We start from the raw sequence: 25,829 nt of genomic DNA on the forward strand, positions 1-25,829 counted from the left end.
AGATATGCCCGTCTACAGCTATACCGTCCGAGACTCCACCGGCGCCGTGCGTACCGGCACCTCCGAAGCCGAGAACCAGGACATCCTGAAGCGGCGATTGCAGGAGCAGGGATTCAACGTCAGTGACGTCAAGCAGACCGGCTCCGGCAAAAAGAAATCGGCGGCCGCCGGGTTTGGTCGCGTCAAACTGGCCGATCTCTCCATCTTCTGTCGCCAGTTCTCCACCATGATCGATGCCGGCGTATCGCTGGTGCGGGCACTGGACGTATTGGGCGAACAGACCACCAACCCCAAGCTGAAGCGCATCATACACGATATTCAGGTGGAAGTTGAAGGTGGCCAAACACTGTCGCGGGCAATGCAGAAGTTCCCCAAGGTGTTTAGCAACCTCTTCATCGGATTGATACGCGCCGGCGAAGTGGGTGGTGTGCTTGAGGAAGCCCTGCAGCGGCTGTCGTTCTTCCTGGAAAAGGATATGCAGTTGCGGCGCAAAGTTAAGTCCGCAATGACATATCCTGTTATTGTGGTTATTGTGGCCATTCTGATTGTCCTGGGCCTCTGCACATTTATCGTTCCGAAGTTTGTGGACCTGTTCAAAGATCTGGGCGTCAAGCAGTTGCCGGCGATGACGCAGTTTCTGGTCGATTTCAGCGACTTCCTGAAGACAAAATGGTACATCGGCCTGGCCATCATCTTCTTCTTGTGGCTGGCCATCAAATACTTCGGCACGACGCGCATCGGGCGACGCGTCATCGACAGAGTCAAGCTCAAGGTTCCGGTGTTCGGCAAACTGGGCCACAAAATCTGCCTGGCGCGATTCTCCCGAACTCTTTCGACACTGCTGGTTTCCGGCGTGCCGATTCTGCAGGCGATGGATACCGTGGCCGGTACGGTCGGCAACGAAATCATCAGTGAGGCGCTGCTCAACGCCAAGGCGAGGATCCGTGAAGGTGACCGCATCAACGACCCGCTGGCCAAGAGCAAAATGTTTCCGCCCATGGTGGTGCATATGATCTCGATCGGTGAAGAATCTGGAGCTCTCGATCAGATGCTCAGCAAGATCGCAGAGTTCTACGAAGACGAGGTGGATGCTCAGCTCCAGTCGTTGACAGCCGCAATCGAGCCCGTGATGATCGTCATCCTTGGCGTATGCGTCGGCTTTATCGTCATCGCCATGTTCATGCCTCTCATCCAGGTCATCGCCAACCTTAGCGGCGGCGGCGGCGGCGGTGCCGGCGGCGGCGGCGATTAGGGGCTAAACATCTGTTGATGCAAACCACCTGGAAACCGCGTTAGTTGGTGGCGCCGGAGAGTTTCTGGCCGATCGTTGCGTTCGTTTTTGGCGCGTGCGTAGGCAGCTTCCTGAATGTGGTGATCTACCGCCTGCCACGCGGTCAAACACTCGTCAAGCCGGAACACTCCTACTGTCCAAACTGCAGCGGACGGCTCCAGGCTATCGACCTGGTGCCCCTGCTAAGCTTTATAGCACTGCGCACCCGGTGCCGGCAGTGCGGCAAGCCAATATCGTGGAGGTACTTCTGGGTAGAGCTGCTTACCGCGGCGCTCTTTGCCGTGATAACCGCGCGATTTCAGAGCCAGCCCTTCCTGGCGGTGGCGCTGCTTCTGTTTACGTCGGCGCTCATACCGATCGCGTTCATCGATCTGGCAACTTTTACTATCCCAAACTCTCTGAACCTCCTCGCCTTTGCCATTCCCGTGCTGCTGGATGGTATTCTGCTGGTGTCGCACGCACCGGGACACCGGCTGATGTTCGGTTGGCTGCCGGTCTCCATCGCCGGTGCAGTAGGCGGCATTCTGATGCTCGGTGGCTTTCGGACCCTGGGGTCCATCGTGTTCCGTCGCGAGGCGATGGGCCTTGGTGATGTCTACCTGGCGCGCGCCATAGGCGCTATGCTGGGCCTGATCGTTCTGCCGGGTCAGGAGCCGCTGCGACTGTTCCCGGTATGGCTGCTGGCATCCACGGTGACCGGCATGGTGGTCGGCGGCGTGCCGCTACTGGTAGACCGGTTCCGTAAGAGAGTGACGCCTGCCGATGACGGTGGGCAGGGCGAAGCCGGTCCTGTTCGTGCGTCAGCGCTGGTAACGGAGTGGCTGGCGGTATTCCTGTTCTGGGATCTCTGGGAGATGTTCCGTAAGGATGGCGGCAGCGACGAGACAACCATTCTCGTGGAGGGGCCGCTGGATCCGACCGCGGTGCCCTTTGGACCGTATTTAGGTATCGGGTTTCTGGTGACGTTGTTCGTCGGCGCGCAGGTTACCAACTGGTACCTGGCCACCATGCTGGGGCAGGGCCGTCATCTATAGATGAGACAGGTGTTAACGATGGAACACCGTACTTTGAGACGTCGTCTCAGAATCGTCCCTCAATCCAGGCGCATCACATGGCGAATGGACGGGGCATTGCAGAACGGAAAGGTTATGAGCCGAAATCACGTAGCCGGTGCGGACGGATTTACGCTGATCGAACTGCTTACGGTAATAGCAATTGTGGCCGTTTTGGCTGCCCTGCTGTTTCCGGTCTTTGCCCGTGCCCGCGAAGCGGCACGTTCCGCCACCTGCTTTACGCAGATGCACGACATCTACCGCGCTGTGGAGATGTACAAGGCCGATAACAACCGCTATCCTGCCAGCCTCATCGGCTTCGCGCAGTCCACCTCGGTGTACACGGCGCCCGATGGCAGCACCCACCTTGAGTTCTATACCGGTTCGGGTACACCCGCCGGACTGGATAAAGATACGTATCGACCGCTGATGGGCGGCCAGAAGTACCTGACCGGCGGAGACAACACGTTCCACTGCCCGGATGACCCGATACAGGACCCAACGCGGCTGATGACTGCCGTCTACCCGACCAACACGCCCCTTGCGGGTCAGCCGGTATCGTTTACGGCGGAGATCGCGCACAACATCGGCAACACGCTGGTAGATCCGGCAGTTATTGGCGGACCGGCCTACTTCTTCTCGTTCGACAGCTATGACGCCGGCCCTCAGGTAAATGCCGACGGCAGCGCGCCTGCCACCCCGGTTACCGAGCTACACTACAGCCTCGATTGGACCGGGCAGACCGGCCCAGCCGATAATACATGCACCACGCATCCAGACAGCCTGTGCATGAATCAGTTGAAGTATCCGGATCCGCCGAAGGACAAGACGGTTTTAACCTGGTGTACGTGGCACGTTTTTACGGCCCACGCCACCATGGTGAATGTACTACTGCTTAGTGGCACGGCCCGGCCCGTGCCGGTGAATACGTTTGAAGCCAAAGGCCCGCTCAACCTTGAGTACTAGGGCCGGAGCAATGGAATGAATCTACGCACTACCGCACGTGGACGGCGACACGGCTTTACGCTGATTGAACTGCTCACGGTTATCGCAATCATAGCGCTTCTTGCAGCAATCCTCTTTCCCGTGTTCAGCACGGTACGAGAGCAGGCACGCGAGAGCAACACGATGAGCAATATGCACGATATCTACGTGGCGGCGCGCTCATTCCAGCTGGATGAGGGGCACTTCCCGAACGTGCTGTTCGGTTACGCAATGGTGCAAACCGGCGTCAACCCCGACACCTACCGGCCGGCCAAGCCCACGGATACCAGCGTGCTTCCAATGGACCAGGCGGTTGAGAAGTTCGCTACCGAGAGTGGCATCGCGAACTACGGCTACCTATACGGCGAGCAGATCAAAGACTTCAGCGCCTTTACCAACATCGACGATACGGTCACCAACAAATCCGCGGTCACCATCGCATACTATCCACCCAACTCCGCCTACGCTCAGTCTTATGTGAAGAATCACGGCGGAAACGTAGATAGCGTGGTGGTCACATGGGAAGCGCCAACGCAGGACCCGAACTCGCTGTGCACCTACTATGGCGACTCGGATCTGCCCGACGCCAGCTACGCCTCCAGCGACGGAAAGAACTACACCAGCACGCCTCTTCCCAAGCTGTTCTACAAAATGGACAGCATGGATATCAGCCCCATGCTGGATGACCTGGGCAACAAGGTTTTCGAAGCCGACGGCGTTACGCCCAAATACGAGCTGAACTACTCGCCCAACTGGAGCCATCAACTCTACCAGCCCGTCAGCGCGGCTTATCCGCTGGGCTGCGATGTGGGAGCGAACTTTGCACCGGTCGTCAATCAACTGAAGTACCAGAACCCACCACGCAACCGGACGGTGATCACCTGGATCACTACGCACGCCGCAGTCACGGGTAACGGCCAGATACTTACGCTTCTGGATGACGGTACGACAATCAAACTGCACGCCGCGCAGGCCTATTCCGACCTGCCAATGAACTACGCGCCGTAACCAAACCTGTTCATCCAAAGGAACACGGCGCTCGGGCACGTCGTCCAAAACCGGCGTGGTGCGCTCTGGCAGTAACGGGGCTACTGCGCCGAATCACGGAACCATAAAGGCTTGAGAATGTCTACGGGAAGCAACAGAGCGGGAAACGGCAAGCCGGCCTTTACGCTGCTTGAGGTTCTGGTTGCACTTATCGTGCTTCTGGTCGGCATTCTCGCGCTGTTGCGGCTGTTTCCCGGCGGATTCCTCACGATTCAAAACACCGCGCAGCTCACGTCGGCGCAGGCTCTCGCCCGCCAACAGCTGGATCAGCAGAAGTCCACATTATCGGCGGCCGACGCCATCGTGCCGGGGTACTTTGAAAACACGGGTGGCGCTTTACCGTCGCTCGTGATCAATCCCAACATTCAGCCCGATGACCTTACCGATTTCGACAGCGTGCCCGGCAACGCTGCCGCCGGCACCACGGTCTACGATATCTCCAACATCAACCGCATTCGCACGGTGCTGAATGAGCATCTTCGCATTCCCATCCCGTCGCCCAACAGCGAATCGGGGAAGTACGGCGCCGCGTACGTTCTCAGCATGGGCCCGGTTTACAACCAGTTCGCACTCTCGAACACCGGAGGTCCGCAAGACCTGATTACGGTGCGCGGTATGCCGCTGCAGCGAATTGAGACTTCCGAGTCGGTACCGCTCGGCACACCAGATACGTCACTGAACCTGCGGAACGAGTCGCAGTATGCCGTCGATTACAACCGCGACAGTATCGCCTTCTATCCGCGCCTGGCGTCGGCGTCGCCCGTGACGACGTTCCGCAAGTTCGTTATCACCTACGACTACTATCGCAGGAACACCGCCGGCAACGCCATCACCGAAACGGCTGTGAGCGGGCCGGCAACCACCCTAATCGTTCCGGACGTGGACCCGACTACCATTCCCGCCGGCACCTCGCCCATGCCGACGTGGATACCCATCTTCAACAACGCGGCGAACACCTATCCGGACAGCGCCACGCTGCCGGTGCCGTCGTCCCGGTTCCTGGGTATCCGGCGCGGCAGTGAGGATGTGAGCCGTGGCTTCGTTCTGATGAGCAGCGTGCCCTATATTGGGAGCGCCGCCCCGCCTGCCTGGACCTCCGACCCGTACGAGTACGCCTGGTACAGCAAACAGGAGCCTAACAACGCCAACCTGGGCGTGCTTCTGTTCAATCCAGCCGGTCACAGCGATCTGGAAAATGGCCCATACGGCCCGCAGCCGCTGATGGCTCGAATCACGTACACCACGTTCGACAACCATATTATTCGCGACGACCGCGCGGTGCCGTCCGCCGCGCCGTACGCCATCAAGCTGTCGCTGCCCCTGGTGCTGACCAATGGCGATACGCTCGATGACGGAACGCTTGAGACAGGCATGTTCCGGGATCCGGTCGCCGGCGATCCGCCGACGCCGGACGTGATTCTGATGAATGCCAACACCGGCGAGGAGATTGGCGAGTATACTAACGGTGCTGCGGTAACTGGTGGTGGCACTCCAAACTTTATACCATTTACGCTGGATGCCAAGGCCGGCATCGTCCGGCTCGATCCAACCGCGGCCGCCAACCTGCAGGGCGTTCCGTTACGGATACTGTACCGGGCCCAGAACGACTGGGGCGCACAGCTTCAAAAGGCTACCAGTCAATACACGGTCATGGACCCCACCGCGTTTACAGCGGGCAGCTACAGCCTGCCGTACAACAACTGCTACATTGGCGGCTCGGTCGCTGCCGGCGTCGGCGACCCAACCAAGATCTATTTCCCGATATGTGACGCCGGCAAGTCGGTCTCCATCGCGCACCTGTGGGTGGTGGAGGTAATCGGAGGCGTTACGCAGGTGGTTGACCTCCAGGGCCTGCAGTACCAGATCAACGCCGAACCAGGGCTGTTTGTATCGGTTCAATCCGGCCCGCCCCTCACCTGGATTGACCTGACCGCTGTCAATCCCAACATCGTGCGGTTTGTGCCGGCCACCAACGGAATCACCAATGGCCGGACTGCCTCCGGTGTGATGGGCATATCAATGAAATCGCGCGTGGTGTGGAAGAGCGCAGAGCGATGGCGCAAAGTGGATAACGACACCGTTCTCGCCACGGGCTCGCCATATCAGCCGTAGCGCAACAGCTCGGGCAGACCTGCCATGACAGCACAACGCAACAACCACAACAAGAGTCAATCCGCCGCCGCTCGCGGGGCCACAGCGTTCACGCTCATTGAGCTGCTCGTCGTCCTGGCGCTCACGGCCATCGTCTTTACCATAGTTTTCAAACCGCTGGTGGATGGATTTAACCTGGTCAGCCGCGCCGGTACGCAGATTGAAGCTCAGACCGATGCGCGAAACATCCTGAGGCAGATTTCCGGCTACACAGCGAATGCCGAGTATCTGTACGATAACTCCACCACGCGTATCAATCTCTGGTTTACCGATAGTACCGGCGCGCCCTACTATATTAGCGAACCGTTCGCAATGATGGAGTACGTAAACCCGGCCCGGCAGGGCGATGAAAACCCATCCAACCAGATCATCGACCCGACCACCGGACAGCCGATCTATCCCGCCGGCGGACCGTTGAGCGGTTTCGCCCTGCCGCTCTCACCGGGGCGGTCGTTGGGACGCATCTTCATCGGTCTCAGCGATAACAGCGCCCAGCCCGACACCCATACGCTCAACCCGGGTGATCCGACCGACGTTCGCCAGGACGGTATGCCGCTCAAGCCATACGCCAATAGGTATTCCGACCCGAGCCTGGTGAACACCAGCCAGGATAACCGGTATACGCTGTACCACGCGGAAGTTCAAGCCTATATCCGCGACCCCGATAACGCCAACAACTATATTCCCAACCTTTCACTGTTCCATACCGTGGATGCGTTGGGCAATCGCGACACAAAAACGGGGCAGTTGATCCTGCACGATCCGAACTTCTTCTACGATAACTCACTGGCCGGTGACTCAACCAGCAAGGGCGCCCTGAAGTGGGCCGTGCCCGGTTGGCGAGATTTGAACGGTGACGGCAAGGTTGAGATCTGGGAGAACTGGCGCGCCGTATCCACCAGCCTGATGGAGCGACGTAAGGTGGATATGGTGGCGCTCGACCGGGATGATAACAACCAGATTATCTATGGCGCGCTCAATCGGCCTACTGTCCGCCCGCTGGCGCAGTTTGCACCGTCATTTGTTGAGAACGATCCCGGCGTGCCCGCCAGCCTCGGCGCGGCCGGTAACGAGGCTCCGGATGCCGCCGCCGGCGCCTACACGGCGCAGTACGATCACTGGGCCAACAACCCGCTATCCCTGCCATACAAGGTCTTCGTCTATCGCGCTCCGAACAGCACCACCGATCCTACCACTCTCAATCCGGAGACCTACTTCATCGCCAACGGCAATGGGAAGATCGTGGCCGGCGTCGGACCGCCCGGCTCTACGCCGCCCGATCCCAACAGTCCTGCCAGTATCGACGTGGGTCCACGGCCCGATCCGGTAACAGGCGTTTGGAACAACCCGTATCCAAAGTTTGCCTTTACCGTCGATCCGGAACGAGGCGTGATCAACTTCGCATTTCCGGAGGGCGTGCTCATGCACGACGCCTCCAACAATGCCGTGCCGCAGCGCTACAATCCCGGAACAATCGATGCGGCGCTCGACGGAACCTACGGCCGGCGCTACCTGGACCTGCATACATTTGCCCTGGCTCTCAACCCGCCGGCCGCCATCTCGCCAGTCGGTGAGTTCAACTTTGTGCAGGGTACGCTGCCCACGATCAGCATCGTGCCCGGCTCAGAAACGGTCTATGGGCCCGATCAGAGACCTGGCCCGCACTACGGATGGCGGACCGAATACTCACGAGTCTCGGCCAACACCGGTACCGTGGGGCCAAACCAGTACAAGATCCTTTACGCCGACGCTGCGAACGCCGCCGCTGATCCACAGCCGAACGACCCGCGAGTGCGTATCGGTTACGTTGAGTTCGACAGTACGCCCGATGGCGCCGTAAGCAACATCAACGATAATCCCATCAACGGCGTCTACAAGCCACATGGCCTGCCCACGCTCAAAGCCTCCGGCGGCGTGAATGTGGCTGCCGACCCGGTAGAAGTTTCGTACAGCTTCCAGATGAATCGGCCAAACGACGTCGTGAAGATCGACTACTACACCCGCGATCTGTTTAACATCACCCTGCAAACCCGCTACTACGATCAGGCCTCGGGCACGCCGCAATCTGTGGACCTGGCCGAACGGATACATCTGCGGAACCTGCAGCACTAGAGCAACATCTAAGAGACAGCCCGCTTGGGGCCAACATCCTGGCATGCATCGCCAGCACCAAACCGGAGTGACCGCCTGATGTCCGTCCGCTTTCGGAAGCAGGAACTGAATTCAACCAGCCGACCTGGGGCGCATCGCGGCCAGACGCTGATCGTGGCGCTGGCCGTGCTGTTCGTGCTCCTGATCATCGGCAGCCTCTTTGTTACCGAGGTTGCGCGCAACCTTACAGCCGCCGGCAGAAGTAGCGATACCCAGGCGGCAGCGGCACTTGCAGAGGCAGGTATCCGGTACGGCGACCAGCAGTTGACGCAGAGTGAGCAGGGCGCCGACTGGCGGCCCACACCCACCGGCGCAACAAACCTCACGGACCCAGATTACGAGTGGCTGGCCGAAGGGTTTACGCGTGTTCCCATGCGTGGCGGTCGCGCCCTTATCCGCGTTACGTACGATCCACGCCCGGATAATCCGCGCAGCCAGTACATCAAGATTGAGTCGATCGGACGGCCCGGCGAACTCGGCGCCACCGAAGACCCCACTGTGTTCGCGCAGCAGGGGAACGTGCCCCGCCTGCGCAGTGAGCGCGTCGCCTACAAGCAGATTGGGCTTACCGATTACAGCCTGTTCATCACGGATAAAACGCGAAGTGGCGTCGCAGACTTTCTTGGCTGGCCGGCCGGTCCACACAACACCTCGGTGGTTATCGGCGACCCGACGACGGCTGAGTTTCCTTCCGGCATAAACAACAACCACCTCATCCTGAACGGCGCGGTCCGCTGCAATGCCGACCTGAATCTGGGTGGCGACTTCTTCCTGTATGCGGGAGCCCGTGGTAACGTCGATTCCTCCGGAAATCCCGAGCCGCTGCTCTCGAACGAGGGGATGTACGTAGCCGGTAACATCAACCTTGTGCCCACGCGAGATGTGAATGGCGACGGGACACTCGGCGCCGGCGACCTGCAGGCGCACGTCGACCAGATTATCAACTATCCCGGGCTGGTGAATAACCCCGCCACCGACCCATCGCAATCGGGCAACTTGATCCGCAGCAGCACCGATCCGCTCTACAGCACGCACGGTGGCTATGTAAGAGATGGCTCATCGGCTACCGACGTGAACGGGTTTACACGAGACACGCCGAGACTGGATCCGCCGAGCATCGACGCCGATGTGGCCGGAACCACCACCATGCGCTACCGCGCGCTAACCCGCGACAGCGGTGAGTGGATCACCGACGCCAACGGCAACCCGCAGAATACCGGTCTGTATGGATGGGGCAGCCAGGGCATCTACGTGGATAACCCGGCCGACCTTCAGCCCGAAACCTTTACACCGGGTATCAATGGCGGATACTCGCTTCCCCGTGAATGGCTGAACCCACAGGGAAACTACGCCGACGGCGCATGGCAGGGACCGCAGTACCGGCCGCCATCGGTCAACGTCTATCTGGAGGGCGATCAAATCGTCATGGTTCGGGATGACGGCCAATCGTGGCTGAAACCGGACGGCACCCCGATAGCTCCCGGCGGCGCATCCACCATCACGATTCCACTCTCGGACGCTGCCCGCCGCAACCACACCTTCCCGGACGGCGTAACGGTTTACGTACCGCCCTTTCCGCACAACGGCGACGATCCCAGCAGCTACAGCGCCGCGAATCCCAGCCCTTATGGAGACCCAAACTCCTACGGAGTCAATGTGGTGATCATGCTGGAGGGAAACGTGAGCGTGCGTGGCGTCTACGGTGCGATTACCGATCCCACGCAGGATCTGAACGCGCCGCAGCTATCGCGGGTCCATCTCACCATCGTCACCGGCGGCACCGCCTATATCACGGGCAACCTCGTGAAGGGCGACGGCTACATCGATCCCAATACCCACGTAGTGCACAGCGAGCGAAACTCCACCTGCGCCATACTGGCTAAGGACTATGTTTGCGTGAACACCACGCTGTTCAATGCGTCCGAAAGCAATGCAGCTGCATGGTCCGATCTCACGCCGGGCAGTTCGATGATGACTACCGAAATCGGCGCCCAGAACCCGTACAGCTTTGACTTCAGTTTCGGTGTGGATCCCACCACGTACGGCATGCCATCGTACGTGATGCTGCGGCACGCGGCCGTCGCGCCGGGACCCTCGTACCTGAATATGCTCATCAACCCGGCCCTGGGAACCACCACGGCCGACGGCGATAACACCTCGAACTACCTTTTCGAATTCAATAACGAGCCGTCGGGGTCCGTCGCCGATCCCTTCGACGTGCCGTATGCGGTGAGCCAGGGCTGGACGGGCAGCGCTTACCTCTCCAGCAGCGTCGGCGTGGCGCCGAACTTCGAGCAGATCGCCTTTCCGCTGGAAGGGCACATTGGCATACTGAACAGCGATCTGCCCAACGACCCCGTTTTTCTGCCGACAGCGCCGTACAAGAGCTGGTTCCCGACGCTGGCGCACGTTCCCGCCAACGCCTCGGCTCCGCCGGTGCCCGGATACGACAACACGGTGCAGCTGCAACTGGACACGCTGGTCGATCCGAGTACCGGGAGCTTCTCCGGCGCCTTTACCGACTATTTGATGAGCAATGCCGCGGTGGCGCCAAACGATATTCGCATCGAGGCGCTGCTCTACGCCGAGAACCGATCCTTCTTCGTGATTCCCGGTTATCCGTTCAACACCGATCAAAACGATACACGAGAGGCGGCTGCGGTAAGCGGTGTGCGCCGGTCGTACGGTGGACCTTATACTGGCCTGAATGCGCTCATCCCATTCTATAACGAACCCGCCGACGTGCGCATCACGATATTCGGCGCCATCTGCGAGAACTATACGGCTTCGTCGTCGGATCAAAAGGCGTGGCTACAGAAGTGGGGCTATATTCCGGCCACACTCGGCTCGTCCGGCATCAGCATTCCCCTGGATCACCTTAGGGTGCATGATCCGTCTAACGCACCGTACAATCCGGCGGAAGACAAGACTGCGGACTTCCGCACACCATTCGAAAGCCAAACCGGCGTGCCGGCCCAGTATGCCGACTTTCCGTTGACTCGCGGCTTGCGGTTGGTGTACGACCCTGCCTTCGCGATGCCCTACGAGGCGCCGACTGATCCGACGCTGCCCACCGATAACCGCGGTGCGCGGTCACTGAGGTTCATCGATACTAAAGTGATCAATCCAAACACGAATACCGACTTTATCCAGACGCTGCCGCCTATTCCCGACCTGCCGGTGTGCCCCGGTCTGCTCTACTTTGGCGCCAGCGACCAACCGATAAGCTAAGAATGCGGACAAGAGATATGTTGAGAGGAACAGCCAGCCGGTTTACCGGCGCCGCACTTGTTGCGGGGGCATTGCTTGCCCTTACGTGCGCACCGGCAAGTGCCGATGTATACGGTTACGCCTCCAGCCTGCGCCAGGTTCACGCCTGCGTCCTGGTCTCGAATGCCGCGGCCACCAACGTCAATGGCGTCACTGTGCCCGAAAACTGTACTCCCTTCGTCTTTTATGCGATGGACGTGCGCACCGACCTCAAACCGGGCGGCTGGAGCTTTTCGAATCCGCTGGCTCCCGCAACCATCACGAGCACGATGTGGCAGCGGTGGTACAACCGCCAGGTTGGAAGCGCAACTCCCGACCCGGCGTTCCAGCCGGGTACGCCCCAGGAGATCAGCTTCCAGATTGGCGCGCCACTGACCAAAAACATGGCGCCCTACTGGGAGGTGAACCTCGACACGGTTTCGAGCTCCGATCTCAACCAGTTTGATGTGGTTCTGATGGCGTATCGCGATGCGTTCAGCTTTACACCGGATGAGCGTGCCAAGCTGCAGCATTTTATGGATGGTGGCGGCACAATCTGGCTGGAAGATGAAGGCGGCGCCAACGTGGTGGCTAATGGTGGTCAGTTCGCCATTCCGGTGATCTTCAACACAAACCCGGCCGCCGGCGTCGCACCGACTCTCGCGTCGTTCAACCATCCGCTGGTCAACTTTCCTTACACCATTTCGGCAACGCAGATTCAGGGCCTGGGTCAGGGCGAAACCGGACCGCACCACATTGCCACGTCGCCCACGGGTGGGTTGGTAAGTCCCAGCATCGTGGAACCGGTGGTTCGGCAAGGCTCGCTCAACCTGCCACTGGTCTATGCCGGTGATTATGGCGCCGGGCATCTGCTCATCAGTTCGCTTGGCGTTGCCACCGGCATCGCGGGATACCTGGGCGGGCCCAACATCGCGAACGAGGGGCCGAACACGGCTACAATCACGGGCACGCAGCTTTTGGGCGTTCGTGCGGTCGATCTGGAATTCGCCATCAACGCTGTGGCATGGACCTCCTCGATTACCGAAGGCGCCGTAAACGCACGCCGTGCGGGTGGCGCCACAGAGACGATGGACGCCGCGCTCGGCGAGAAATGGGCCACCATACCGCACGCCGGCCGAACCTCCGCCGATTCCGGCGCCGTCAGCTACAAGAACGTCGTATTCTGGGTAGGACCTGCCGCCAATGGAAGCAATGCCAACCCCAGCGTATTACACGCCTTTAATGCCAACCCGGGTCAGGACCTGGATGGAGACCTGAGCTCGGACGAAGGTCTGGTGGACTACTCCACGGGTACCCCGTGGGATGAGATCTGGAACTACGACCTCACCAAGGTTAACGGCAGCGGAACCACCACAACCTCGCGCGTTTCAACTCCTACCGTCATCTCGCTGGCTAACTCTGCCAACGGGCTGTCCCAGGATCTGGTAGCGGTAACGAATTCCGTTGGCGTAACCATGGCGTTCCAGGCATTTCCTGGCGGCAGCGTCTTCTCCAGCGTTGGTCAGCTCGCCTGGACAACATCGGCACTGTACGGACCAGGTCCCGACATTTCTGCGGAACTCTCGTTCCCTTATCGGAATCAAAGCGCGGGTTCAGGTGATCCAAACCAACTCTATCCAGACATCCCGGCCCCGGCTCCCGTGCTTTCCGAAGGCGTTTTATTCGCGATTGCGTATGTGCAGTCCGCCGACGTAAACCACTCGTGGAGGGTGGCAGCCATCGACCCAGCGACCGGTGCCAACATCTTTGGAACCGCAAGCGGGTATGCCCCATTCTCTACTCCCGGAGTGATAGGACTGCCCACACCTACGGGCCCGCTTTCGGCGTCTTACGTACGGGACGACCTTACCGGCGCGCAAGACAAAATGATCATGGTGCCCACCGAGGACCTCTCCAACAATACGGTTACCGGCGCCATCGATGGGCTCTGGTTCGCAACGCGCGATGAGCCACTGGTGGCGTCGTCCACGGGCTTAGCCGGCGACTACAGCCCGATTGGCAACCGTGCGCATGTGCCGTGGTACGCACCGACCACAGGCGCGAATACCTCCCTGCTGCCCGTCGTTTCGGTAGTGACAACCAATACACAAACAGGGTTGGTCACCAACGTCACGCAGTTGCAGTCCACGCAATACCAGATTCTCTATCTCGGCGCGCCGGGTTCGCGCAACATGGTGGTGCGCCTCTCAACGCCACTCAATCCGCCCGTTGGGTTTACTCAGACGGTTAGCGCCGACTACACGGTGGATTGGCCGGATGCGCCGATTGGGGCCGGGGCCTCCGTACCAATCGCCTCGGAACTCAGCCTCTTCTCCGGAACGCTGCCCCAGTACGGCAACAACTACCGGCTGTTTTCACCGAACAATGCGCCAAATCGCGAACCGGTGCTTCTCTCGGGTGCGCCGGCCGTGAGCCGAAACGATCTGACGATCTTTGGCGCCGGCGATTATGACAACGCGGACCGGATCTATGCCTATCGGCCTCAGTTTGCCACGGGCAGGTCCAGCGCAGGCTATGCCGTACCCTACGTGCCTGAAATCGCCTGGATGTTCTCGCCAGCCACCGCCTTCAGCGACGGCAACACGGCGGACTTCGTTCCTGCCCGGTTTGTGGTGGCGCCCAATACAGGCGTTGCTACCCCGAACAACGGCGCGGCTCCAACGGCGTTTTACGATTTCGAAATGGTCGGCAGCCCCGCGGTAGTCAACGGGACGGTGTACGTTGCCGGCTGGGGGCATCTTGTTGGCGACAGCGGGCAAGGGGGCGACGACGTCTCCATCATTGCGGCGCTTCGCGAGCAGCCGCCACTCACTTTCACGATCCCCAACCTTCCCGCGGGCTCCACGGTGAGTGACATCACGGTTTCGCAGGTGGATGTGCTGCAGAGCAGCGCAACCAATCCGCGGTACATCCGCGTTTCACAGAACTTTACCAATCCCAGCGCGCCGCAGCGGATGACCTTTGACCCCACCTCGGGTCAGGTGCACATGCTGAATCTCTATACGCCCGATGGATGTCTGAACACGGCGCTGCCACTGCAGGTAACCGTTGTTGGCAGCACCGGCACCAACACCGTTTCCACGGTGCGGGCCAGCAACGGGTTTGGGCCATTGGATAACTGCCTTTGGTATGTGGTGATTCCGGTCAGCGGAATGGCGGATGCCGCCGGCGACCCGGTTCTTCCATTTGCGCCGGTGCCACCACCACCGGTAGGCCCGCCGACAGGCAGCGCCAATCTGTATCGGTACTACACCGCCAGTGGTCCCAGCGTGGTGGGTAACTCGCTCTTCGTTGGCATGCGAAACGGCTATATCGTGGCGCTGCCACTCACCGGCCTTCCCACCAACGGTTCGCAAGTTTCGCTGCTGAAGGATCCTACGCAACTACCCAGCGTGCAGAATTCCATCCTTACGGCACTGCCGGCCATTCAGAATCCAGCGACCGGTATCGCATTCGATACGCCCGTTATCAATCCGCCGCTGGCCACCAACGGCACGCTGCTGGTAGGCACCCCGAACGGACTCTCCGCGCTGGATGATCAGGTGACGCTTATCGCCGACAGTGACCGACTGCTGGAAGTGAACCACGCCGGGCAGGCCGTCTGGTCGCTTGGCAGCACACGATCGCTCGGTGTCGCCGGAGGCACTCTCGTGGATAGCGGGCAGATCATCACGTCCAAGGTTCCGCTGGCCAACCCGAATGTGGCGCACCACACCTCGCTGGAGACTTTTGTCGTGGCGGAAACCGGCCACAACCGGGTGATTCAGGTTGATAAGGGCGGCATCGTGGATTACGAGATTGCCGCTCTGCGCAACGATCTCCACGTGCTGCCACCGGGCAGCCCGCTTTCGCTTAATGCGCCCACGGATGTACAGGTACTTCCCGACCAGGGCGCCGCGATCAGCTTCACCAGTCCGCTCAATGGAGTCACATACAGCTATGCAGGCGCCTACATCGCACAGCACTATCTGATCGCCGATGGCGGGAACTACCGCATTGTGGAGGTGGAGGACGCCTACAACAGTTCCGGCGAGCCCGTTGTACTTACCGGAAGCGACGGCAGCTCGGTGACGATGCTCGACCAGGTCGTCTATTCCACGGAGACCACGGAACAAAACCAGCGGTTGCGCTATCGAACGGTTCAGTTCTTCAGCACCATTGATCGATCCGGGCTCAACCCCATAGCGGCAAACTATCTTTGCGCCACCGTGGATAACCAGCGGCTCGCCGCTACCGATCCGGGTGTGGCAGGCGTTGGTCTGGACGGAAGCAATGTGCGGGGACCGGGTGGCTCGTTGAGCCTGATACACCGGTATCCGGCGACGGGCGCACCGTACAAGGATGGCGCGGTGGCGGCGGTGATCAACAGCTTCCAGCTGCCAAACGGCGCCATTCAGGCGGTCGATCGGCCAACATGGTTCAAAGAGGTGAATGTGCCGGGGCAGAGTTTACCGGACTACCTGCTTGCCGATGCAAATGGCGTGTACGAGTTGCAGCCGGCTGGTAACTCCGCCAAAGTGGTCTGGATGCTCAGCACCCAGGACTACTTCAACCTGACCGGCCACCCGCTCCGCGCGACCTGCATCCAGCGCCTCGGCAATCTGGACTACGACTCGACGAACAACCTGTTCTATCCGCGGTATCTGATTACAAACGGCTACTCAGGCAACGATCAGGTTGGCGCCACATTCGGGTTCGGCCCCGGCAGTCCCTACGATGGCCGCGTGACCGGTGAAGTGGTTGAGGTGAGGAGCCTGGAATACTACATGGGCGGATACGGGGTAGCCGACGCGCTCTATACTTCGGCCACCGGCGCACTTCAGATGAACCCAGCGTCGGCTATCACGTGGATTTGCCCGTCTGAGTCGATCTCAAACGGCAAGATTATCCGCTCCATCGGCTCGCTCACAGGAGCCACCAGTACGTCAATGCTTTCTCAGCCTACCTACAGCGAACGGCGTCCGTAAACTATGAGCAAGGATCTATTGCGGCTAGCGTGGCGTGCAGCCCGCACTGTTCTCCCACTGCCGGTGGCAGTGCTTGGCCTATGGCTGGCTGCCGGCACGGCATGCCGCGCCCAGGCACCCATCGTATTCGATAACCTCGATTGGACAGTAGATCGTGGCGCCACGACGATGGTGGGGCTGCTAGTAGCGCCTAACGCCAACCTGCTGCGGCAGGGACGCAACATCACTGCGGCGACGGCGCCTGTGGGCAACGGCCTCAATCCCGGCCCGTCGGTTCGCCGCTGGGTCTTCCCGCGTACTTCCGATATAGCCCTCACCGCCGCAAACGGCAATCCGGTCGGCAACGAGATCATCGACAACCCCAATCTCGCAGATCCCATTTTCACCGGCATCACGCAGCAGCCGCTGGGTGACAACTCGCAGGATACTACCGGCGCAGAAACCCGTGTTCAACCGTTTCCACCGCTAAATGCAGCCGGGTCACCGGTGGGTGAAGATCCGCAGCAGATGGCGCACGCCTTCTGGCTGCCGAATCTCGCCACATGGACGCCCACGGGCTTCAATCTGCCGTTTGGCGCCACGAACGACTATCGCGCGCCCGGAGGCGGCTTTTCGTTCAACTCCGATCCAAGTTTGAGTTGGGATTTTGACTATGGCTATGTGCCGGCCATCCATGACGATTTCAACGTCAACCGACCGGATGGCGCCGACGGACCTGCGACGGCGGATGAGCTTGCGGCGCTGCCGAACGCGCCGTACTACGTCTACAACGCCGTCAACAGTACGCTCAATGCCTCCGCTCTCAATGGCGCCGGTACTCCAACCGCGGTATGGTCTGCCGGTCAGTACAATCTGGCCAGCGGCCGGTACGCGGTGGCGCTGTATTCGCCTGGCGACGGCAGCCTTGTTGGAACCACGCCGAGTCCTGAAGTCTCACGGGCTTTTGTCCGGGTTGCCTGGATCAACACTATAAATGCGAATGGCTCGCTAAACTGGGGTACCGGTACGCCGGGCGCCGGTGGCATCACCGATCCCGATAACAGCCGTATCTTTGAGGTAAACCTGAGCGCCGGTGGCTGGATTACGCTGCAGGGCGGCGGCCTGGGTCCGGCCGCGTTTGATCAGAACAATGCGGCAACCGCCAGCAACGCAAACCAGATTGTGGTTGTGCTCTATTCGCTGACGCCCGATCAACTCAACGATCCAATCTACGGTGGCCCAACCAACGCCATTCCGCCCGTTGTTACCGCAGATGCGTGCCGCTTTTCACCGGTAGCCGCCAGCGGTACAACTCCACCGGCGCAGCTGACCAAGTACAACACGGCAACGCCTCCGGCAGCGCTCTGGACGATCAGTCCAGCCGGCCGCATTCTTGGTCCGGAAGTGGCGACCGATAAAATCAAGGTTGCCGCCGGCATCGTTCAGCCGCTGCACTTCGTGGCGCGCGAAGAGGATGTGCCGAATACCACCGATCTCTCCGCCGTTAATCCAACGCTGCCGATTAGCGCAACAAATATTGCCACACCCGATCCAACCGCGGAGGCTACGGCGCCAGTCTTCTACTGCCTGGATAGTCGCAACAGCGTGGGCCCGGCCAACGACCTCACCGATCCCAATTACTTCTCAGTATCGAGGGTGGTTTGGCGATACGTCGGCCTGCCGGATGGCGCCAGCGGTACGGCCAGCGCATCTCCCACGCTGGCAAACGTGCGGTGTCGCGATGGTGTGACGCGGCCCATGGTCTATTTTGTTACCACCAACTCGGGCGGGGCATTGGGCCACATCTACGCCATCGATCCACTGCCGGCCGATATAGCTGCCGGTAACCTGGCCCTGACGCCAACCGTGTATTGGGCTTACCCCAGCGCAATACCATTGACGGCTGCCGAAACGGCCGCTTCCGACATCACCCAGCTCCACGACCCCAACTATACGGGAAGTACGCCGTTTGTCGGCTATGCGGCCACCTTTGGCGGTGACGTGGCGATTCCGTATTTCGACGGCGACATCATCACCGATCGGGCCACGGGAACGCAGCAGGTGCGCTCCGATACCGCCATTACATTTGGCGGTGTGCAGGCGGCGCCGGCCCTCATGAGTTCGCCCGATCCTAGCATCAAGGGGAATGTACTCGTTGTGCCCGATATGGATGGGCGCGTCTGGGCGTTCGACGCCGGAGGGCGTGGAGATTGGGGCACCGCGGGCGTGTCGTACCCCGGCACAACCCAGCGCTTGTGGACCTGGCCGCACTTTGGGGTGGATGCCTTCCGTCAGGCAATCAAGCCGGCCAACTGGGCCAGTGTACCGAACAAATTCGCCGACGAAGCCAGCCTTGGACCGTTCCTCTCGTCACCGGCCGTGGATCGCACCTACCCGCTGCCCATCGGCACAACACTTGTGCCGTTTATCGTCGGCTCGTCGGATGGCCACCTCTATTCGGTGGTGCCCGCCCTGGATGCACTCACGGCGGTTGGTAATGGCACGGCTTCCTGGAACAACCGGATTCTGTGGCGATATCCAAGCGCCAACAACACGCTCGGCAGCCCTGTGAGCACACCGGCAATCTTCAAACCAACGAATGCCACGAGTGCGTACATCTACTTTACGGCCGGTGGCCGTGCCTATTGCGTGCCGGAAGCGCCCGACATCCGCATCAAGCCGCCCACAGTGAACTCGCTCTCGTGGGTCTTTCCATATACGCCCAATCCGCCCGCTCCGAACCCGAAGGACGACACGACAGCTTCACTGGACCCGGGATTCAATCTCAGCGCGCCATTGCTGATGGAAGCTGGTGTGAACGGAAACCAGTACGATGCCTGCTACCTGCTTCAAGGTAACGGCACCGTGATCGGGCTGGATGCAGCGCCGGTGGCCACGGGCGTAGCCGCGGGCCATGCGCTGGTAGTGGCGTCCGGGCAGAGCCTCACGGGCAGTTTCAGCGAAAGCTCGCCGATCGGCACGTGGCTCACCAGTTCGCCCGGCCTCGGCGCCAACCCGAACGTGCCCACCATGAACACGCCGACGATGCTCTTCGGAGACGATGACGGCAACATCTGGGGGCTTTCAACCGTTCCCCTGGCAGGCAGCATCGGCCCGGTTGGCAACGGCGCCAAGACCGCGCCGCTTCTGCCGGTTGATTACTACCACTCCGATTCCAGTGCATCCCGCACCGGCGAAGCCGTGCAGGTTGGTGGAGACAACCAGCCGGAGAGCGCCTCGTACCCCGTGCCGAATGGCATGCTGGCGGAAGGAGATCAAGGCGGACAGCTTCGCGGCTACGGGGTCGGCACCGATCTCACCGGCGGCGCTGCCGGCTTTGGCAACACCGTGGGCAAGAGCGAGCCCGCCGAAAACAGCATCGGCGGCAACGGTCCCGTGAGTATCGATCTCCGAATCCTGGACTTTTACGATCCTGCGGTCTGGCAGCACTTTATGGGCCTTACTGCGCCATACGAAACGCCGGGAAGGACGCCGGCGGGCGCCTCGTTCGCCAACACGCAGCTTCCGATCACAGGCAACATCGAGGCCGGGAGCACGGCGATCGCGGTGGACTGGGGCGACTACCTGTATATAGCCGCGTGGGGCGTGTATCATGCCCAGCCAAGCAGCCTGACCCCGGGCCAGCAAGTGGCGGCGCCGGTCGTTATCTGCCACTTCACCATCACGCAACCTGGACGTTCGATTGCGCCGCAGATCACCGTTCCAGCAATGACGCTCCACACCGGCCTCAACTGGCCCGATGATCCCGGTATCACCCTGGCCGAGCACAACAACCTCGCCATCTTCGGCCAGAATGCCAGCGGCAGCGTTGGCCAGCTGGTTGGAGAGGCGAACAACGTCTTTCCGTGGGTCGCCATCTACAAGGTACCGATCCGGCCCGCGGGGCTCGCCACCTTCCTGCCCGGCCTGGCAAACTACCGCGTCACTGCCCAAGCGTTCATCCAGCAATCCACACAGACGAACGGCATATACCGCGCCCAGTCGAACATCCTGCAAGACGGTCAGCCTGATCTTGTGGGCCTGTCAAAATCGGCCTACCCACAGAATCAGAATCTCTCAATCACAGCGAATTCGCCGCGCAAGGTCTTCATCACCAACCCGATTGGTGTGACGGTGCGCAGCTACAGCCCGCTGCAGGCGAACGGCGATCTGACGCCGATGATGGACGGGCAAAACGGGCTTACCGACCCGGACACCGGCGCTATCGGCTGGGGAGCGGCTGCCGGAGTGCTCGCGTCGCCCGGGATCTTCGAAGTGTTGGGCAACGGAAACGAAATCATCAACCCGCTCAGCCCAACCGCGGCAGGCAGTAGCGCCGGCGGCGCCACACTTAAATCGCTCTTCGCGCCCATCGGCATGGTGCAGGATGGCTCCAGCGGTCAGTACAGCGGCATCGATCCCACCACCGGCAACGCAGTGCCAGCCTTCTTTGTGCTGGATCGCAGCAACATTCGGGCGATGACGGGCAGACCGCTGCTGATTCGCATCCAGCCCAGCACCGATCCCAACGCCACGCTCACCGGCGGTCCGCTGCATTGGCACGGTGGTCCCAGCTCGGTAATGAATCCGCTGCCCTGGGATCAACTGCCTACCGATTCGCAGGACACGTCGGACTACCCAAGCCTGCCATTTGACAGTTTGAGCATCACGACCACCGCCGGCGAGGACGCTACCAAATCGTTGGTGCCGCTGCTGCCGCCGCTCTATCCAAACGGCCAGTCCGATCCCAAGTCGCGGCAGCCGCAGCCCACGGCCCTGAATCTATCCGTTCAGGTGCCGAAGTTCCAGCCGGCCAATGTGAACCGTGGCGCGATATCCTTTACCGATGGCGGGGCGAGCTACAACTTCGGCAGTTCGTACCTGGATATCAGCGGAACGACTCGTGGCGCAAACAACAGCGATCCGCTTCTAACAGGACCACTGGTCTCCGGCGCGGCCTCGCTTGCTGGAGGCGGCCAGCCGTGGGGACTGGGGCGGACCGGCTCGTACCCCGCTGGCGGATACATTGGCGACTTCGATATCGATGCGGTGCCGGTTGGTTCGGCCAGCGGCCGCTTCACAGTGCCCTACCGCACCGTTGAGATGGGCCTCACCGTGCCGCCGGACGAGAAGCTCTCGGTTCAGGAAGAGACGCTCGATCTCGGCAAGCTGCCGATGGCCGAAGGCTACAGCGACACCGATTACACCGGCACGAAGTTCTACCGTGTTCCGTTTGCGCCTGCCGGTACCAGAGACTATCTCAACCCGCTGCCTGTGGATCCGTGGGACCCCGGCTCGGGTGATCCGTCCCAGACCTTCTTCCATCCGTTTACTCTGGAAAACGATGGCAACATCAATGCATTCGACCTTCGTGTGGCAAAGCTTACCGGACCGGTTGGCGCCGGGTTGGATGCAACAACGGTTTCACTGACGCCCGGCGCCAACAAGGCAGCGTCGGCGATCCTCGGCAGCGACCAGGTCGATGACCTTGCGATCACGCCGCTCATCGCAGATCCGTTTGGTGGAATCGGCGAACTGTACGGTCAGGGATTCTCGTGGGGACTTGGCAACATTGGCCTGGTCTCGTCGTTCGACCACCCCAGTACCAATGCGCCGTACCTCTCGAGGCGTGGCGCCGGCAACACGCACGTCTACTTCAACGAGCACCCGGTGTGGCCGATACCCGACAATTATGTAAGCCTGCCATCCGGTTGGACGCAGCTGCCGCAAGTGGCTTTCGAGCAGGGTCCTACAGACCTCCTGATGAGCTGGGCGAATGGCTTCGAGCCACAGCCAACCCTGCACAAGCCGGAGGTCGGCGACGCGCAGCCCACTACGGCCACAGTTCCCGACGTACCGCACAATGCCGCGTACGACAGCCTGATCAATCCGTTCCTGAACACAACGGGAACCACTCAGGTGACGACCACGCCGAGGCTCGGCTTCGCCATACCCATCGGCACGCCGTCCGGATCGTACTACAACCCGGTGTATGTGTACGACGACAACACGCCAATGCAGTGGCGGGAGTGGTTGACGCAATCGAATCCAAACGCGCCTCTCGCCGGAAGCACGGATCCCAGCCATGACGGAATCCTGAACACCGGCCCTTCAGGCACGCCAATCGAGACGCGCGCCGATCCCACAATGCTGGTGAAAGCAACGGTGCGTGATACGCGCCTCACCGGCGGCGTCACCTACGGCTCACCGGTACAGATCGGTTCGAACGTAGAAACGCCTGGAGGCGGCACCATCAACTCGATCGGCTCCGACGTTCTGCCGGCCGTCCAACGGATCAACTCCGTAGGTGAGTCGAATCTGTTCGTCTACTGGTCCACCGACCGCCAGCCAATCGCCGGCGTTCCTGGACCGGGATCGCCCTGGAGCCTGGCGTGGTCGGAGTTGCTGAGCGCCGATGGTGACTTCCGCTTTGCAAACCCCGGCACGGCCGCCGGCGCGCAAGATGGCGAGTTGTGGGGCACGGCGCCCTACGGGATGACGCTTCATCCAGACCCCACCGCATTTCCGGTAACCACGCTCTTCCCAAGCACCGCGCCGGGCACCGCCGGCAACCCGCTCAACCTACCGGCGCTGCCAGGTACGCCAAACCCAACCACGGTACGGCATACCACACCGGCAATCGCCACCCTGCTGGTAGTCCGCAACAGCGGAGCGATCATCACATCCACAGAGACCTGGCTTTTCTGGCAGGGTTCCGTGCAGAAGACCGCGCCGGATGGCATCACACAGATCAACGACAGCCGCACCTTCTACGAGCCGTTATTTGGAAATGGCGTGATCGTAGGACAGCCGAGCAATCAGATATCCGCCTTTCTGAATGATCCGCAGATGCCCAAGCTGGGCGTGAAGCCGCTTGAGTTCCAGCTCTCCGGAAACAACCAGGTGCCGACAACGCGGTATATGTACCTCTTCTGGTACACCGGCAGCCCGGGCCACTACACGCTCTATTACAACGTCAACGTCAGCCGAACCGGCAGCTTCCCGGTAGCCGGCTGGGGTGTGCTCGGCGACCAGAAGCTGCCGCTGCCCGGCACGCTCGCATGGGCCAGTGACCCGTATCCAATCTACCGCGTAGCGTGGGTGAACGGAGCGCTTCAGCACTGCATCGACGTGGTGTACGACGGCGTCTTCCGTAACCATCGGAAGTCGGAGGTTCTGCTCTCGCGGTTCGTCGTGAATCGGACCGCCATCAAAAACGGACCCGCTGCAGGCACGCTGTCACTGGTAAGTCTGCCGCAGAGTCGTGAGGAGACACTGAGCCGAGACGGCGCTACCAACACCTGGATTGCCCGTGATGCAGGCTGGAATATGAGCCTCGCGGATCCCGGCTCGGTAACAATCTTTGTGATGCATAACGGCCAGCTGATGCCGGTGAACACCCGTTCCGATGGCAATCCGCAAATAGGAACCTTCGATGCCGCTTCGGGCCTCGTCTACTATGCTTCGCAAGGCCGTGACTTCACCGGGAACCCGGTGACGGGGGCAAACGCCTTTGGCGGCGGCCAAGTGGTGGTCGATCCGCAGTTCGGCAGCGTCAGCTTCCCGAACGTACCGCCCGGCGTGAATGACACGGTGCTGGCCACCTACACACCAACCGTAATGCGACTCAACGCGTCGCGGGACGATCGACTGGTGTTCCGGGATTCGCCTTCCAACTTCAGCACAAACTGGTCGAATGACGGCGCCTTTACGCCGCGTCCGGCCCAGATGGCGCCCGGTGATAACACGAATCCGGTGGTAGTGCTGGATCGTACGCCAAACCCGAGAGCGGCGCTGCTCGATCCTGCCGTGGTCTTTAATACCGTGGGCACCACCGTGCCGCCGGTTGACCGGCTCTGGGTGCTCTATCAGAAGACGGACAACAGTGGCGTGGCCAAGAACAGCATCTACTACAAAGCGATGCGCCTTATGATCAAGCTGCCGCGGCCGGTGCTGCTGACGCCTCCGGATGCAAATGGTAATCAACAGATATCCGGTCCAATAACGATAACGCCCGACGCAACACTGGGCCACGCGATCGGACCGTACGAAATCGACTGGGTGCGCGGTCGCATCTACTTCACCGAAGCCGATGAAGGCAACGTGATACACGTCAACTATCCGTACGCGCGGAACGGCGGCCAGGTGGTGACAACCGGTGACCTGGAGTACACCGTGGGCTGGGAAGACGAGATAAGCGCGGCCGGGCAGCCAAGCAGTTCCGGGCAGCCGTTCTACGATCTCACCACGCCCGAGCAGCCGATGCCAACCACCAGTTCGGTGAACGAGGGGCAGGTAGCGGCATGCCTCGATCCGTTCACGGAGAAGATGTGGGTCTTCTGGTCCAGTAACAGGGCCAAGTCAGCCACCAACAGCAACTCGCCGTTTGCCGACCGGTTCTTCCAGTTCCCGCCGGACGGACAGCCAACGGGTGATCCTGCGCTTGCCGAGTCGAACCTGTTCTACCAGGTGCTGGCGCCGCAGTTCTATCCCGATGCAACCAACGCACACTAGAACCTGATCCTGGCAAGAGTCTATGGTCCGGCGGCGGCTTTACTACGCTGCCGGACCGTTCAGGGTATCGTGGTTGAGGCGGTTCCGTTGTGAGCGTGGTGACCATGGGCCAACGAGTCTCCTGACAGCGCCGGCGTCCGTTTTGACATCGGCCCGGCGTTCAGGTAAACTGCCTCTCGCTCGCGGCGGAGTAGCTCAGCTGGTTAGAGCATACGGTTCATACCCGTAGTGTCGAGGGTTCGAGTCCCCCCTCCGCTACCATCATCCTGTCTGCTGACACCTGCGGACAGTTGGACAAATCCCTGGTTTCCGCCAGGTTATGGGCATTCGCTGCTCGTTGGCGATTGCCCCTCCTTGCCTGCACGTGCGCCCGATGGTTCCTAAGCAGGGGGCTTTGTAGCGCCCGGCAGAATCGGGACTGCA

Annotated in this window: 8 protein-coding genes, 1 tRNA gene and 1 pseudogene; all 10 read left to right on the top strand. The window is 60.8% G+C overall.

Annotated features, from left to right (window positions below; translation table 11 throughout):
- Window positions 1-4 precede the first annotated feature (4 nt).
- Complete coding sequence (locus tag KGJ62_02670; GenBank protein ID MDE2125472.1) at window positions 5-1,252, top strand: type II secretion system F family protein; 1,248 nt, start codon at window positions 5-7, stop codon at window positions 1,250-1,252.
- Between the two features lie 44 nt (window positions 1,253-1,296).
- Window positions 1,297-2,325 (top strand): prepilin peptidase, encoded by a 1,029-nt coding sequence (locus tag KGJ62_02675; protein MDE2125473.1) that lies wholly within the window; start codon window positions 1,297-1,299, stop codon window positions 2,323-2,325.
- A gap of 114 nt (window positions 2,326-2,439) precedes the next feature.
- A complete protein-coding gene (locus tag KGJ62_02680; GenBank protein ID MDE2125474.1) occupies window positions 2,440-3,309 on the top strand; it encodes a prepilin-type N-terminal cleavage/methylation domain-containing protein in 870 nt (289 codons plus the stop codon).
- Between the two features lie 15 nt (window positions 3,310-3,324).
- Window positions 3,325-3,429, top strand: a pseudogene (locus KGJ62_02685) (prepilin-type N-terminal cleavage/methylation domain-containing protein).
- Window positions 3,430-4,452: 1,023 nt separating this feature from the next.
- A complete protein-coding gene (locus KGJ62_02690; GenBank protein MDE2125475.1) occupies window positions 4,453-6,486 on the top strand; it encodes a hypothetical protein in 2,034 nt (677 codons plus the stop codon).
- A 24-nt stretch (window positions 6,487-6,510) separates the two neighbouring features.
- The gene (locus tag KGJ62_02695) at window positions 6,511-8,637 is read left to right on the top strand and encodes a type II secretion system protein (GenBank protein ID MDE2125476.1); all 2,127 of its coding nucleotides are present in this window, start codon (window positions 6,511-6,513) and stop codon (window positions 8,635-8,637) included.
- Window positions 8,638-8,715: 78 nt separating this feature from the next.
- Window positions 8,716-11,907, top strand: coding sequence for a hypothetical protein (locus KGJ62_02700; protein ID MDE2125477.1), 3,192 nt, complete (start codon window positions 8,716-8,718; stop codon window positions 11,905-11,907).
- Window positions 11,908-11,924: 17 nt separating this feature from the next.
- Window positions 11,925-16,913, top strand: coding sequence for a hypothetical protein (locus KGJ62_02705; GenBank protein ID MDE2125478.1), 4,989 nt, complete (start codon window positions 11,925-11,927; stop codon window positions 16,911-16,913).
- 3 nt (window positions 16,914-16,916) lie between these two features.
- Window positions 16,917-25,406 carry a hypothetical protein gene (locus KGJ62_02710; protein MDE2125479.1) on the top strand — a complete coding sequence of 2,830 codons (8,490 nt, stop codon included), beginning with the start codon at window positions 16,917-16,919 and terminating at the stop codon, window positions 25,404-25,406.
- A 184-nt stretch (window positions 25,407-25,590) separates the two neighbouring features.
- Window positions 25,591-25,667: transfer RNA gene (locus tag KGJ62_02715), tRNA-Met, on the top strand.
- Window positions 25,668-25,829: the final 162 nt, after the last annotated feature.

Source organism: Armatimonadota bacterium (assembly GCA_028871815.1).
Classification (GTDB): domain Bacteria; phylum Armatimonadota; class Chthonomonadetes; order Chthonomonadales; family Chthonomonadaceae; genus REEB205.